Raw genomic sequence first — 13,124 nt, 5'->3', positions numbered from 1 at the left:
GCAACACAATTCACAGTGAGGTACCGATGAGCAACGATCTGACGAACGTCCCGGGAGCGGCGCGACTGCTGCCGCGACGCGGCGACTACGGCCTGGACGGCGACTACGAGGCGGTGTCCGCGCGCACCCAGGCGATCGTCGCGGCGGTGATCCTGACCGTGCTGATCGCGCTGACGATCGTCTTCGCGGTGACCGGCGTGGTGGTCGGCGCGGTGCTCTCCGCGCTGGTCGCACTCCGGTTCGCGCTGTTCGTCGGCTCGTTCCTGTACACCACGCGAACCGGGAAATACCAAGTGTGGGAACGGATTCTGACCGAACTGCCGCTGCGCGGGAACGAACGGGTCCTGGACATGGGCTGCGGTCGCGGCGCGATCATGTTCATGGCCGCCGAACTCGTCCCCGCCGGACGCACGGTCGGCATCGATATCTGGCAGGCGGATCAGACCGGCAACGGCCCCGAATCCGCCCGGCACAACGCCGAACTCGAGGGCGTGGCCGGCCGGATCGAACTGGTGACCGGCGATATGACCCGGATGCCGTTCTCCGACAACGAGTTCGACCTGATCATCAGCAATATCGCGATCCACAACATCCCCGACGCCGCGGGCCGCCGGGCCGCGGTCGAGGAGGCGTTCCGGGTATTGCGGCCCGGGGGCCGCCTGGTCGTCGCGGATCTGGCGCACACGAACCGCTACCGCGCGCGACTGGCCGAACTGGGCATGGTCGACCTCGCCCGGCGCAGTCTCGGGTGGCGAATGTGGTGGGGCACACCGCTGTTGACGACCCGGCTGCTGACCGGGACCAAGCCGGTCGGTTAGTCCCGGCCGCCCTCGGGCACGAAGATGCCCAGCACCCAGTTGACCACCGTGATGATGATCGCCCCGACCAGCGCCGCGAAGACGCCGTGCACCCGCAGGCCGTACTCGGTGGTCGAGGTGATCACCGCGGTCAGCCACAGCATCAGGGCGTTGATGATCAGCAGGAACAGGCCCAGCGTGACGATCACCAGCGGCAGGGACAGCAGTTTGACGATCGGTTTGACCAGCGCGTTCACCAATCCGAAGATGACCGCGACGATCAGCACCACGATCACCTTGCCGGTGGCGCCGTTGTTCTCTGGGCTGATCAGCTGGATGTTGGGCACCAGGGCCGAGGCGATCCAGATCGCGACGGCGTTGATGATCAGGCGTAGCAGGAGGGCCATGGCGCCATGCTAACCGGCATGACGCCCGCCCACCGGCTACGCGATCCGATCCACCGGTGGTGGGAAGCACAGCGCCGCCGCCCGTTCAGGCGGCCCGGTCCAGCAGCTCGTGCACCGCGCTACGCAGCGCCTCGACCCCCTGTTCACCACCGAGCAACGTGACGGTGCGCGGCGTGGGCGCGCGCAGGATGCCGAGCAGGATGTGCGCGGCCTCGATTCGGTTGTCGCCGCGCGCAATTGCCTCCCGCAGCGACAATTCCAGTACCTTCTTCGCCGATTTGGTGAACGGGATGTGTCCGGTATTCATCCCGCTGGTTCCGCTGCCGCCACCGAAACCGAAACGCCCACGCGGCTTTTCCGGCGCGGCCGCCCGATCGAGCGCGTCCGCGCCGAACGTGGCTTCCAGACTTTCCCGAACCGCGTCCAGATCTATCCCGATGGAACGCAGTGCGGCAGCGTCCTGTTCGCCGAGCGGCTCGGCGGAACGCTTGCGCGACAGCGATTCCCGGATCGTTGCTGCGGTAATTCCGCGGTCCGCCAATACTTTCCGAATTCCGTCGTCGCGGCCCGCCGCCAGTCCCAGCAGCAGATGTTCGACGTCGATGTGCGGCGCGCGCAGCGTGCGTGCCTCCTCCTGCGCCATGACGACCGCGTAGCGCGCCGCCTTGGCAAACCTCTCGAACATCAGCCGATCCCGCCTCTCCGGTTGTACTTCTGATGGACCGCCTGGCGGCTGACCTCGAGCGCGTCGGCGATCGCCTGCCAGGACCACCCCTGACGACGGGCGTTACCCACCTGGATCGCCTCGAGCCGCTCGAGCAACCGCCGTAATGCCAGGACCGCGCGCAGGCCGACCGTCGGGTCGGGGCTGCCCGCGGCGGCGGCCAGGGTTGTCGCTTCACTCATGAACGTCAATTTACGTTGACACTCGGGGCGCGTCAACGAAAATTGACATCACAAGAAAATTGTTCGCCAGGAGTGAAATCCGGACGGGGTCGCGGCGACATCGGCCACGAACGAAAGCCCCGAACACGGCCGGAACTGCCGATTCGGGGCTTTCGATCAGAGGATTCGGAAGGGCTACTCGCCGCGCATCCGGGCGCGCAGCTGCGCCTTGTCGGTGCGACGCCGCTCGTCGACCGCGGCGATGTCCTGATTGACCCGGGAACGCAGCCGCTTGAACAGCAGCAGCGACAGCGGCAGCGCCACGATCAACGCGAACAGCAGCGCCACGATGATCGGCACGTCGACCTTCACCACCCGCGCGACCAGCACGATGATCGCCGCGATGAGCGCGACCAGCGCCAATCGGGCCACGGTGTACAGCGCCAGATTGCGCGCCAGCCGCCGCCCCGGCGAACCGGGGACTCCACCGGCGGGTGCGTCGTCCGGCTGGGCTGCTGCGTCACTCACGCCTCCAGCCTAGGCGACGCGCCCGGACGCGTTCGACCGGCCACGGCCCACGCCGCGATGGCCGCCGCGATGATCGCTGGAGATTCGCCAGAAAGTGAAACGTTCCAAATCATCAAAGCCGTACGCTTATCCGATTTGTCTATTACTTCCCCTTTACCAACGTTAGATCATTCGAGTACGTGGGGTGCCGGGTGCAACGATGTCGCTATCTGATGAGGGAACTGTCGATTACGGAAAGGTTTGCGAATGACTGCGATCACCGCGGCGAGCCGCACGTTTGGTTCCGTCAACGGCCAGGAGGCCCTCCTGACCCCAGGCCAAGTTGCGGCGTTGTTCCACGTCGATCCGAAGACGGTCACCCGCTGGGCACATGCCGGGCGACTGGGCTCACTGCGTACGCCGGGTGGCCACCGGCGCTTCCGTGAGACCGAGGTGATGCAGTTGCTGCGGTCGCTCACCACCGAGGCGACCCGCGTTTAGCCGCTTTTCGATGTCCGCGGTGCCGCGGGTGCGTTCACGGGATTACCCTCGATACAGGAGGTGAGTTACGTGGCGTACCTGTTGGCACTCATCGCTGTAGTGGCCGTTGCGATGCTGTGCTGGAAGGCGTTCGGGCCGCAGCGGGCGAACCGTATCGGTGCCGGCCGTACGGAGTCCCGACGCAACCGAGTCATCGGGCCCGATGACGATCCCGAATTCCTGTGGCACATCTCGCACAAGGGTCACGACGGCGACTCCGGTTCGGGCGAGTAGCCCTCGCCCGAACCGAGCTTTTTTCGAGTGTTCTCCGGGCCGATCCGATCGGGTGACTACGCCCCGGCCAGGTCGTATGCCCGCAACGCGGCCTGCGTCGCCGCTTGGCCCGCCGCCAGCAGCGGCAGCCGCACCGACGCGCTCGGGATGCTGCCCCGCGCCGCCAGAACCGCTTTGAGCACAACGGGATTCGGCTCGGCGAACAGTGCCGCGGCCAGGGGTGCGAGCCGGTTGCCCAGCTCGCGCGCCCGGTCGTTCGAACCCGCGCGCCAGGCCGCGATCAACTCCGCGTAGGCCGCCGGGGCCACGTTGCCACAGGCCAGAATTGCCCCCTGCGCGCCGAGCGCCAGCAGTGGCGCGGCGAACAGATCGTCGCCCGAGAGGATCGAGACCTCGGCGCGTACACCGCTCAGGAATCCGATGGTGGTCTCGTCGATGCCGCCGACGGCCTGTTTGAATCCCACCACATTCGGCAATTCGGCCAGCCTGCACAGTGTCCGCGCGCTCAGCGGACGTCCGGTGCGGTGCGGTACGTTGTAGACCAGCACGGGAACCGGTGCGGCAGCGGCGATTCGGCGGAAATGTTCCACCACGCCGTCCTCCGACGGGCGGGTGTAGTACGGGACCACGACCAGCGCGGCCGCGACCTCCGGCGGCAGTGCGGCCAGGGCGGTCGCCGAGTCCGCGGTCGAATTCGAGCCCGCCCCGGCGATCAGCGGGACGTCGCGTTCCCGGCACACCCGCGCGCAGATCTCGAGCACCCTGTGACGTTCGGCACTCGTCAGCGTCGCGGGTTCGCCGGTCGTGCCGAGGGCGACGATTCCGGCCGCGCCCTCGTCCAGGACGTGCCGGGCCAGGCTCTCCAGGGCGTCGGCGGCGAGTTCGCCGCTGGCGGTGAACGGGGTGATCAGCGGAACGAACAGGCCGGTCAGTGTCATGAGCTCAGCCTGACGGATGCGATTCGTTACGTCTATTACGCATTTCTTGCGGCGAACGTAAGCTGAACTGATGCTCGACGTGCGAAGACTGCGCCTACTGCGCGAGTTGGCCCGGCGCGGCACCATCGCCGGGGTGGCCGAGGCGCTGTCCTACACGCCCTCGGCGGTCTCGCAGCAGCTGTCCGCGCTGGAACGTCAGGCCGGGGTGCGGCTGCTCGAACGCACCGGCCGCAGCGTCACGCTGACACCGGCCGCACTGCGTCTGGTCGAACACGCCGACACGGTGCTGGCGGTGCTGGAGCAGGCCGCCGCCGAACTCGCCACGGCCCGAACCGAACTCACCGGCACCCTCCGCATCGGCGCGTTCCCGAGCGCGATGCACGCGATCCTGTCCCCCGCCCTGGTCGCTCTCAGCCGCGAACATCCCGGCCTGGAACTGTCGGTGATCGAACTCGATCCGGCCGGCGCCCCCGCGGCCCTGCACGCACAGAGCCTCGACATCGCGCTGGTTCAGGAATACGACTACGTTCCCCGCACCCCCGAAACCGGTTTGGACACCGAGGAATTCCTCACCGAAACCGTCTATCTCGCCGCGCCCGACCCCAGTCCCCTACCCGCCCACCGCAATTCGACCTGGATAGCCGGAACCCCCGGTACGCTCTGCCACATCATGACCCAACGAGTCTGTCAGGCAACAGGTTTCACCCCCCGCATCCGTCATCACGCCGACGATTTCGACACCGTCCTGACCTTGGTGGCCGCCAACCAGGGCGTAGCCTTCATCCCCGAACTGGGCCTACAGAACGTGCCCTCTTCCATCCATCTCACCCCACTCCCCACTCGCCGCCGCACCCACCTCGCCTACCGCCGTGGCACCGCCGACCACCCGGTGATAGCCGCTGCCCGCGCCGCATTGCACTCCGCCGCAAAGGATTTGCACAAGGCCGCATCGACATCGCACTGAATACAGCGAATGCCCACCCCGACGACAGGGGCGGGCACCGGTCGCTGCTCGTGCTCCGACCCCAGATTAAGCGGTCGCACCTCCGCCCACGTACCCACCGTTCATTGAACGCACCGAATTCCGCCGCCGATCACTCCTCGCGAATCAACGCATCCAATTCCGCGGCGTCCCACAGCCCCCGAATACCGGGCAGCCCAACAAGATACGAGTGAATCCGCTCAGCATCCCAACCATGCGACTCCCGCAGCCCCTCGACCAACATCCTCAGGTATCGCGGCGCCGGCCGCCGCAATTCGACGGTCGCCGGATCCCAGGGCGCAGTACACGTCAACACCGGAATCCCTTCGCGCTCACCGAGACACACCACGGTCTCGTACCGCCCGTCCCCCACCCGAACCATCCCCTCCCGCACCACCGCATCCACATCGATCCCCACCGCCCCCGGCTCCCGATACATCTCCTGCGCGACAAGATCCTCGAACTGCCCCACCGAAATCAAATATCCCCGCACCGCCGCCTCCCGCCCCCACCCCTCCACTCCCCCAACCGAATAGAACGCAACCCCACCCGTCCACACCGGACTCTCCCAAGCAAAATAAACACACCCCGCCACCACCAACCCCCGAACCTCCCGAGCCCCCGCCCGATCCCGAAACCCCGGATAACTCCGCGCCCCACCCACCGGCCGCCCACCCACCCGATAACAATCCCACCGAGCCCCAGACAAATTCGACCCATAAGCCGCATACCAAACCAACGTCACGTCGGCCTCCCGAGATCCACCACCTGCCGACTCACCCGAGATCATGCAGTGGGGTTCCGGCGGCAAACGCAGCGAGCGCGTCCATATCCGGGTCGGGCCCGGCGTCGGCGAGGATCTCCGCGTCATGCTCGCTGGCCCTGCGCAGACGGTCTCGTTCGAGACCTTGCACGACGGCAGCCGCGCGGCTCGGAGCCCGATCAATGATGCCCATTTCGGAATTGAACTCCCTTCGAAGGTGCAGGTGAACAGTGATGGCTTTCCTATCGCGTCAGTTCGAGTCGGAGGTGCTCGAGCAGGGTGTGCCATGCTCGTTTCCACGGAAACTGTTCGCGCGCTGCGTTTCCCGATCTCGGTTCGTGGGGGGCGTCCTCGGCGAGCACCGTCACGCCCCACTGCGAGAGGTTGCGGATCGCCTCGCCGATGGACGGGAAGCTCATGAGGGCGCAGTTCGCGAACGGGACGGCAACGATCGGAGAAACTGTCTAGTTCAACCCGGCGTACGAGTGCAGCCCGCTCACCACGATGTTGATGATGAACAAGTTGAACAGCATCGCGACGAAACCCGCGATATTGATCCAGGCGGCCTTGGTCTCCCGCCAACCCGACGTCGCCCGAGCGTGCAGATACGCCGCGTAAATCACCCACGCTATGAAGGAAACGGTCTCCTTGGGATCCCAGCCCCAGAAACGCCCCCACGCGGACTCCGCCCAGATCGCGCCCAGGATGATCCCGGTGCCGAAGATGGGGAAGCCGATGATGGTGGTGCGGTAGGCGAGGCGGTCGAGGGAACGGGCGTCGGGGAGGCGGCGGGCGATCGCGCCGAGGAGATTGTCGGATTCCTCGCCGGCGGGCTGGAGCAGGCGCAGCAGGAACAGCAGGCTGGAGACGCCCGCTACCAGGAAGACGCCGCTGCCGATGCTGACGACCGTGACGTGGATGGGCAGCCAGTAGGACTTGAGCGCCGGAACCACCGGGGCCGCATCGGCATACAGCACCGTCCCGGCCAGGAACATCAGGATCAGCACCGGGACCAGCAGGAACGCCCACATGCCGCGGTACCGTTCCTGGCGCAGCAGCACCACGCCCAGCGCGACGGCCGCGCCGGTCGCCATCGTCACGAACTCGTACATGTTGCCGAGCGGGAAACGGTGAGTCGCGAAGCCGCGCAACACGATCGAGATGATGTGCAAGCCGAGCGAGACGTGCAGCACGGCGAACGCCATATTGCCGATCCGCTCCGACACCGGCTTGCCCGCGGGTTCGGCGATCCGGCCCGGCCCCTGCGGTGTCGCGGGCGAATTCGCCCCCACCGCAACGAGTTCGCGCTGCTCGGCCTTACGCGTGTAGGCCATGGCGTACTGCACCAGCAGCATCACGAACACCAGGACGTACACCACGATCGCCGACTTGAACGCGAGATCGCTGTAGGAGGCGATGTTCTCGTCGATCGGCATTGCTACTCTCCCGTACTCTCGGTCGGCGACCCGCCCAGCAGGCGAACGCGCAGGCGGTCGAACTCGCCGCCCCATCCGGCCTGGTCGGTACGGGCCAGACCGCCCATTTCTACTACGGTACGTCGTTTGTCGTCCGGGGTCTCCCCCGGGTCCCGCTCACCGGCGGGATACGCGCGCAACCAGATCCGACGACGTTTGACCAGCAACGACACCAGCAGCCCGGCCATCATCGTGACCGCGCACACCAGCACCCACTGCTGCGACGGATCGTGCGAGACCTGCAGATTCGCCCACTGCTTCGCCCCGTCGAACCGCACCTTCGTCCCGTCGGACAGCGTCGCGAACTCCCCGGGCTTCAGATTCACCCGCGTCTGCTTGACCAGTCGCTGCTGCCGGATCATCTCCGGATCCAGCGAGAACACCGACTGACTGCGACCGGTGTCCAGCCCCGTCTCACCGCGATAGATATCGATCGCCACCGCCGGATCGGTCAACGCCGGATACGACGAGCTCAGCAGGGTCCCGTGCATGAATGCGGTCGGCGCGAACAACCCCTCGATCGCGATCTGATGTTTGCGGGTGTCCGCGTCCGAGGCGTACATCCCCGCGGGCGGATCGAACCGCATCACCCCGCTGGACAGGAACGTCGCATCACCCGTGGGCTCCCACTGCACGGTCTGGGTGCGAGTCTGCCCGTCGGGATAGGTGACGGTGAACGTCGGCGCGTACCCGTGCCCCTGCACGTACACCCGGTCACCCTCGACGCGCAGCGGATGATTCACCTGCACGGTCGTGTTCTGCCAGGTGTTGTCGTTCAGATCCTTCGCGGTCTGATACGAGATGTCCGCGGTGAACATCTGCGCCTCACCGTTCGGCAGATAATCGGCCCGAAAGTCCTTGACGCGCACACACAACGGCGTCAGCCCGGTGCCGTCGATCAGATTGCCCGCGCGGAACGAATCGAACGCCGAGATCGAACTCGTACAGAAGCCGGGCCCACCGTCGGCGATCACGATGACATTGCCCTCGTAACCGAACATCTTCCCGACCGCGATCGCGATCAGCAGCCCGACCAGCGCGAGATGGAACACCAGATTGCCGAATTCGCGGAAGTACCCCTTCTCCGCCGACAGGGTGACCGCGTCGTCGTCGGACCGCTCGATCACCCGCCACCCGCGAAGTTGCTTGCGTGCCTGCGCGATCGCCTCCGCCGGAGGCTGCTCGACCTCGACCGAATAGTGGTGCGGCAACCGGGAGAGCCTGCGCGGCACCGCGACCGGCGGCGTGCGCAACGCCTTGTAGTGGTCGAACACCCGCGGCACGATGCAGCCGATCAGCGAGATGAACAGCAGCGCGTAGATCGCGGTGAACCAGAAGCTGGAGAACACGTCGAACAGCTGCACCCGGTCCATCAGATGGCCGAGGGTGGGCCGGTCGGCGATGTATTTGTCGACCTTCTGCGCGTTGAGGGTGCGTTGCGGCAGCAGCGCGCCGGGAATCGCCGCGAGCGCCAGCAGGAACAGCAGCATCAGCGCGGTGCGCATACTGGTCAGCCCGCGCCAGGTGTTGCGGACGATCGCGAAGAACCGGCGCAGCGGCGATTGGCGCGGCGGGCGGGCGGGGGCCTCGGGGGCCGACATGGTTGCAGTCATAAGTCAGATCGGGAGAGTCACTCGGGAGACGAACATATTGCGGACCCACCCCACGAATTGGTCCCACATACCGGTCACCAGCGCGATACCCACGGCGACCAGCAGAATTCCGCCGATCACCTGAATGGTGCGCGAATGGCGACGCAGCCAGCCGACCCCGCGCAACGCGCTGGCCGACCCGAACGCGAGTATCACGAACGGCAACCCCAACCCCAGGCAGTACGCCACGATCAGCACCACGCCGCGCACGGCGGTGGTCCCCTCGGTGCCCGCCGACACGGCCATCACCCCGGACAGCGTCGGCCCCAGACACGGCGTCCACCCCAGCGCGAACACCGCACCCAGCAGCGGCGCGCCGACCAGCCCGGTCAGACGCCGCGGATGCATCCGGGTGTCCCGCTGGAGCGCCGGAACCAGACCCAGGAAAACCAGGCCCATCAACATCGTGACCACACCGCCGAGGCGTTGCAGCAGTTCACGATTCACGTTCAACGTCTGGATGACACCGAACACCGTCGCCGAGGCCAGCACGAACACGATGGTGAATCCGGCGACGAACAACCCCGCCGCCCCCGCGACCCGCATCCGACCGGATTTGTCGAGCGTCACGGTCTCGGTCTTGCTCTCCCGCGCCTGCGCGACGGTCACCGGCGGCGCTTCGGCCCCCACCAACCCGGCCAGGTACGACAGATATCCCGGCACCAGCGGCACCACGCACGGCGAGGCAAACGACACCAACCCCGCGAGCAGACACGCCCCCAGCGCGAGCAGCAGCGGTCCGGACGCGGCGGTCTGCTGGAACGAATCTCCCACCGACGCAAGCACACTCACATGCATGAGCACCGACCTGCGGCAGCCCGCGCGAAATACGTTGCAGGACAATAATATTCGGTGTCACTCGGACGGATCGATGCCGCGCGGCCCGGCCCTGATCCGACGTGGCCGACATGCGATTCAGCACGCCCCGCACACATCGACACGCATGCTCCGAGGTTCACCGCGCACTCTCCGCGGCGAGCCGATCCACAACCGGTTGCAGATCACCGGCCAGCAATGACCGCAGGAAAACCGCCGCGACCCGATGCTTGCGATCCAGCACCAACGTCGTGGGAATGACGCTGGTCGGAAACTTCCCGCCGAGAGCCAGCAGGCTGCGGAATTCCGGATCGTAGATCGACGGATACCCGATGTGATTGGTGTTCACGAAGTCCTGCGCCTTGTCCTGTTCCGGATCGCGCACATTGATCCCCAGGAACGCGACCCCGCGCGCCTCGGACTGCTCGTACACCTTCTCGAGTTCGGGCGCCTCCGCGCGGCAGGGCCCACACCACTGACCCCAAACATTCAGCACCACAACCTGATTCGGGAAGTCATCCACCGAAACGGTCTTGTTCGTCAGCAGATTCGGCCCCGACAGCTTCCCGATCGTCCCCCGCTTCGCCGCCGGATCGTAGAAGATATCGGTCTTCCCCCCGGGCGAAACGAACTGGAACGTCCCCCCCTGCGCCACCGCGTCACTACCGGTCGAGCACCCGGCGAGCGCCACTACCAGCGCCGCGCACGCGATCAACACCGGCACCACGACCCGCACCCGCCTGCGCTTGCTCACCACACCCGGCGCACCGAATGTCCCACGCCGCGCGACCGCGCCGACGCGATGTCCTGCGCCGAACTGATCCGAACGACCGGGAATCCGCGCTTCGGCCATGGACCCTGTCACCCGGTGCGCATCAGCACAGTTTCGGTCGGCATCGATACCGTGGCGCCGCTCGGCGCTACCGTCACCTGAACGCCCAATCGCACCGAATCTGCGTGGCGCACTGGGCTTTCCGGACGCCGCAACCGACGCGGAACCGCCGCCGGGCCGAACTCCGTACCCCTCGGTTCTGTCGTGTGCCGAGCCGCTCACGCCCCGGTCACCCGAGGATCCGATTCCCCCGCAGGTTCGGAGTAGACGATGTCGATCAACGTATCCCCTTGGTACACAAGGGAAGTCAGGGAGGCGAGGGAGCACTGACGGGTGCGCGGATCGTGCCAGAGGCGCTTACCCTCGAGGAAACGGCGCAGCGTCCAGACCGGAAGCTGATGGGAAACCACGACGGCCTCGTGACCGGCGGCCTCCACACGGGCCTTGTTGACCGCGGCCAGCATGCGATGCGCGATCTGCAGATACGGCTCGCCCCACGACGGAGTGAACGGGTCGCGCAGCTTCCACCAGTGCCGCGGCTTGCGCAGCGCGCCGTCACCGACCGCGACGCGCAGACCCTCGAAGGTGTTGCCCGCCTCGATCAGATTGTCGTCGGTGCGCACGATCAATTCGTGCCGATCGGCGATCGCACCGGCGGTCTCCTGCGCGCGTTGCAGCGGCGAGGCCACCACCAGCGTGATGTCGTGATCGGCGAGCGCGCGCCCGACCGCCGCGGCCTGGGACCGGCCCGTCACCGACAGGGCGAACCCGGGTAGGCGGCCGTACAGGATGCCCTTCGGGTTGTGCACCTCGCCGTGCCGCATCACGTGCACGATCGTCTCGGTATCCGCGACGTCGGCGGACAGTTCCGCGGGCGCGTCGGATACGACCGCGTCGGACGGGCCGTCCTGCGGTGTGTCGGTGGTGGTCTCGTCGGCTGGCTCGGTGCGCTCGTTCACGCGTCGGATCCTTCGGGTGTGGCGGCCGCCGCGGCCGCGGCGGCGGCGGGCAGGGCGGCGGCGATGCGGTCGAATGCGTCCTCGTCGAGCGCGGCGGAGACGAACCACGTCTCGAATGCGCTCGGCGGGGCGTAGACGCCGCGATCGAGCAGAGCGTGGAAGAAGGCCGGGAAACGCCAGGTCTGGCTGGCCTTCGCGGCGGCGTAGTCGGTAACCGGGCGGTCGGCGAAGAACACGCTCACCATATTGCCCGCGAATTGCACCTGATGGGCGACCCCCGCCGTGTCCAGCGCGCCGCTCACCAGCGAACCGAGCCGCTTCGCGTTGCGATCCAGGGCCGCGTAGACCTCCGCGTCGGCCGCGCGCAACGACGCCAGCCCCGCCGCGACCGCGACCGGATTCCCCGACAACGTCCCGGCCTGATACACCGGCCCGATCGGCGCGAGCTTGTTCATCACCTCGGCGCGTCCGCCGAACGCCGCCGCGGGCAGCCCGCCGCTCATCACCTTGCCGAAGGTGTACAGATCGCCCGCGACCCCGTCGATCCCGAACCACCCGGACGAGCTCACCCGGAATCCGGTCATGACCTCGTCCATGATCAGCAGCGCGCCGTGTTCGGAGGTCAGCCGGCGCAGGCCCGCGTTGTATCCGGGCTGCGGGGCGACCGTGCCCATGTTGCCCGCCGCGGCCTCGGTGATGACGCACGCGATGTCGTCGGGATGCGCGGCGAACGCGGCGGCCACCGCGTCCAGGTCGTTGTAGGGCAGCACGATGGTGTCGGCCGCCTGCGCCCCGGTGACGCCCGGCGAGGTCGGCAGGCCCAGCGTCGCGACACCCGATCCGGCGTCGGCGAGCAGCGCGTCGACGTGCCCGTGATAACACCCGGAGAACTTGATGATCTTGCTGCGACCGGTGAACCCGCGGGCCAGCCGCACCGCGCTCATCGTCGCCTCGGTCCCGGAATTGACCAGCCGCACCCGTTCCACGGGTTCCACCCGCGCGGCGATCTCCTCGGCCAGTTCGATCTCCCCGGCGGTCGGCGCACCGAACGACAACCCGTCCAGCGCGACCTTCCGCACCGCCTCCACGACCGCCGGATGCGCGTGACCGAGAATCATCGGCCCCCACGAACACACCAGATCCACGTACTCGGCGCCATCGGCGTCGGTGAGCGTGTACCCGTGCGCGGAGGTGATGAACCGCGGTGTACCGCCGACCGAACGGAACGCTCGCACAGGCGAATTCACGCCGCCGGGAATGATCGCAGCGGCGCGATCGAACAGTTGCGCGGAGGCCGGAGAAGAACTCACGGCCTCCAGTGTCGCAGCCCCGCCCGC

17 protein-coding genes are annotated in these 13,124 nt (G+C 67.2%); 4 read left to right on the top strand and 13 right to left on the bottom strand.

Annotation, left to right across the window (positions count from 1 at the left end; all coding sequences use genetic code 11):
• Window positions 1-26: 26 nt before the first annotated feature.
• On the top strand, window positions 27-818 hold the full coding sequence (locus NRB20_RS06490; protein WP_153408376.1) for a class I SAM-dependent methyltransferase: 792 nt from the start codon (window positions 27-29) through the stop codon (window positions 816-818).
• On the opposite strand, the gene NRB20_RS06485 is transcribed toward NRB20_RS06490, so the two are convergent.
• The 4 genes from NRB20_RS06485 to NRB20_RS06470 form a co-directional block, all read right to left on the bottom strand.
• Window positions 815-1,204 carry a phage holin family protein gene (locus tag NRB20_RS06485; protein WP_153408374.1) on the bottom strand — a complete coding sequence of 130 codons (390 nt, stop codon included), beginning with the start codon at window positions 1,202-1,204 and terminating at the stop codon, window positions 815-817. The genes NRB20_RS06490 and NRB20_RS06485 overlap by 4 nt on opposite strands.
• Before the next feature lie 85 nt (window positions 1,205-1,289).
• The gene (locus NRB20_RS06480; protein ID WP_153408372.1) at window positions 1,290-1,889 is read right to left on the bottom strand and encodes a Clp protease N-terminal domain-containing protein; all 600 of its coding nucleotides are present in this window, start codon (window positions 1,887-1,889) and stop codon (window positions 1,290-1,292) included.
• Window positions 1,889-2,110, bottom strand: coding sequence for a helix-turn-helix domain-containing protein (locus NRB20_RS06475; protein ID WP_153408370.1), 222 nt, complete (start codon window positions 2,108-2,110; stop codon window positions 1,889-1,891). The genes NRB20_RS06480 and NRB20_RS06475 overlap by 1 nt, the downstream gene beginning before the upstream one ends.
• A 174-nt stretch (window positions 2,111-2,284) precedes the next feature.
• Window positions 2,285-2,617 carry a DUF4229 domain-containing protein gene (locus tag NRB20_RS06470; protein ID WP_319944544.1) on the bottom strand — a complete coding sequence of 111 codons (333 nt, stop codon included), beginning with the start codon at window positions 2,615-2,617 and terminating at the stop codon, window positions 2,285-2,287.
• A 246-nt stretch (window positions 2,618-2,863) separates the two neighbouring features.
• On the opposite strand from NRB20_RS06470, the gene NRB20_RS06465 reads away from it, so the two are divergent.
• Both NRB20_RS06465 and NRB20_RS06460 read left to right on the top strand, forming a co-directional pair.
• On the top strand, window positions 2,864-3,097 hold the full coding sequence (locus NRB20_RS06465) for a BldC family transcriptional regulator (protein WP_040828156.1): 234 nt from the start codon (window positions 2,864-2,866) through the stop codon (window positions 3,095-3,097).
• A gap of 69 nt (window positions 3,098-3,166) precedes the next feature.
• A complete protein-coding gene (locus NRB20_RS06460; RefSeq protein ID WP_153408368.1) occupies window positions 3,167-3,370 on the top strand; it encodes a hypothetical protein in 204 nt (67 codons plus the stop codon).
• 56 nt (window positions 3,371-3,426) lie between these two features.
• On the opposite strand, the gene dapA is transcribed toward NRB20_RS06460, so the two are convergent.
• A complete protein-coding gene (gene dapA / locus NRB20_RS06455) occupies window positions 3,427-4,308 on the bottom strand; it encodes a 4-hydroxy-tetrahydrodipicolinate synthase (RefSeq protein ID WP_153408367.1) in 882 nt (293 codons plus the stop codon).
• A gap of 70 nt (window positions 4,309-4,378) precedes the next feature.
• On the opposite strand from dapA, the gene NRB20_RS06450 reads away from it, so the two are divergent.
• Window positions 4,379-5,272, top strand: coding sequence for a LysR family transcriptional regulator (locus NRB20_RS06450; protein ID WP_153408364.1), 894 nt, complete (start codon window positions 4,379-4,381; stop codon window positions 5,270-5,272).
• Window positions 5,273-5,402: 130 nt separating this feature from the next.
• On the opposite strand, the gene NRB20_RS37915 is transcribed toward NRB20_RS06450, so the two are convergent.
• The 8 genes from NRB20_RS37915 to hemL form a co-directional block, all read right to left on the bottom strand.
• On the bottom strand, window positions 5,403-5,783 hold the full coding sequence (locus NRB20_RS37915) for a hypothetical protein (protein WP_227833234.1): 381 nt from the start codon (window positions 5,781-5,783) through the stop codon (window positions 5,403-5,405).
• Window positions 5,784-6,066: 283 nt separating this feature from the next.
• Entirely contained in the window at window positions 6,067-6,246 is a 180-nt protein-coding gene (locus NRB20_RS06440) for a hypothetical protein (RefSeq protein ID WP_153408361.1), read from the bottom strand.
• A gap of 271 nt (window positions 6,247-6,517) precedes the next feature.
• Window positions 6,518-7,489 carry a c-type cytochrome biogenesis protein CcsB gene (gene ccsB / locus NRB20_RS06435; protein WP_153408359.1) on the bottom strand — a complete coding sequence of 324 codons (972 nt, stop codon included), beginning with the start codon at window positions 7,487-7,489 and terminating at the stop codon, window positions 6,518-6,520.
• A 2-nt stretch (window positions 7,490-7,491) separates the two neighbouring features.
• The gene (gene resB, locus NRB20_RS06430; RefSeq protein WP_153408357.1) at window positions 7,492-9,141 is read right to left on the bottom strand and encodes a cytochrome c biogenesis protein ResB; all 1,650 of its coding nucleotides are present in this window, start codon (window positions 9,139-9,141) and stop codon (window positions 7,492-7,494) included.
• A 3-nt stretch (window positions 9,142-9,144) separates the two neighbouring features.
• Window positions 9,145-9,978 (bottom strand): cytochrome c biogenesis CcdA family protein, encoded by an 834-nt coding sequence (locus tag NRB20_RS06425; RefSeq protein WP_153408355.1) that lies wholly within the window; start codon window positions 9,976-9,978, stop codon window positions 9,145-9,147.
• A 157-nt stretch (window positions 9,979-10,135) separates the two neighbouring features.
• On the bottom strand, window positions 10,136-10,849 hold the full coding sequence (locus NRB20_RS06420) for a TlpA disulfide reductase family protein (protein WP_153408354.1): 714 nt from the start codon (window positions 10,847-10,849) through the stop codon (window positions 10,136-10,138).
• A gap of 197 nt (window positions 10,850-11,046) precedes the next feature.
• Window positions 11,047-11,652, bottom strand: coding sequence for a histidine phosphatase family protein (locus NRB20_RS06415; protein ID WP_153408788.1), 606 nt, complete (start codon window positions 11,650-11,652; stop codon window positions 11,047-11,049).
• A 131-nt stretch (window positions 11,653-11,783) separates the two neighbouring features.
• Window positions 11,784-13,097, bottom strand: coding sequence for a glutamate-1-semialdehyde 2,1-aminomutase (hemL, locus tag NRB20_RS06410; protein ID WP_406603787.1), 1,314 nt, complete (start codon window positions 13,095-13,097; stop codon window positions 11,784-11,786).
• Window positions 13,098-13,124: the final 27 nt, after the last annotated feature.

Origin of the sequence: Nocardia macrotermitis (assembly GCF_009604405.1) — a bacterium.
In the GTDB taxonomy this organism is placed as follows: Bacteria; Actinomycetota; Actinomycetes; order Mycobacteriales; family Mycobacteriaceae; genus Nocardia; species Nocardia macrotermitis.
This window is presented reverse-complemented; position numbering and strand designations above follow the sequence as displayed.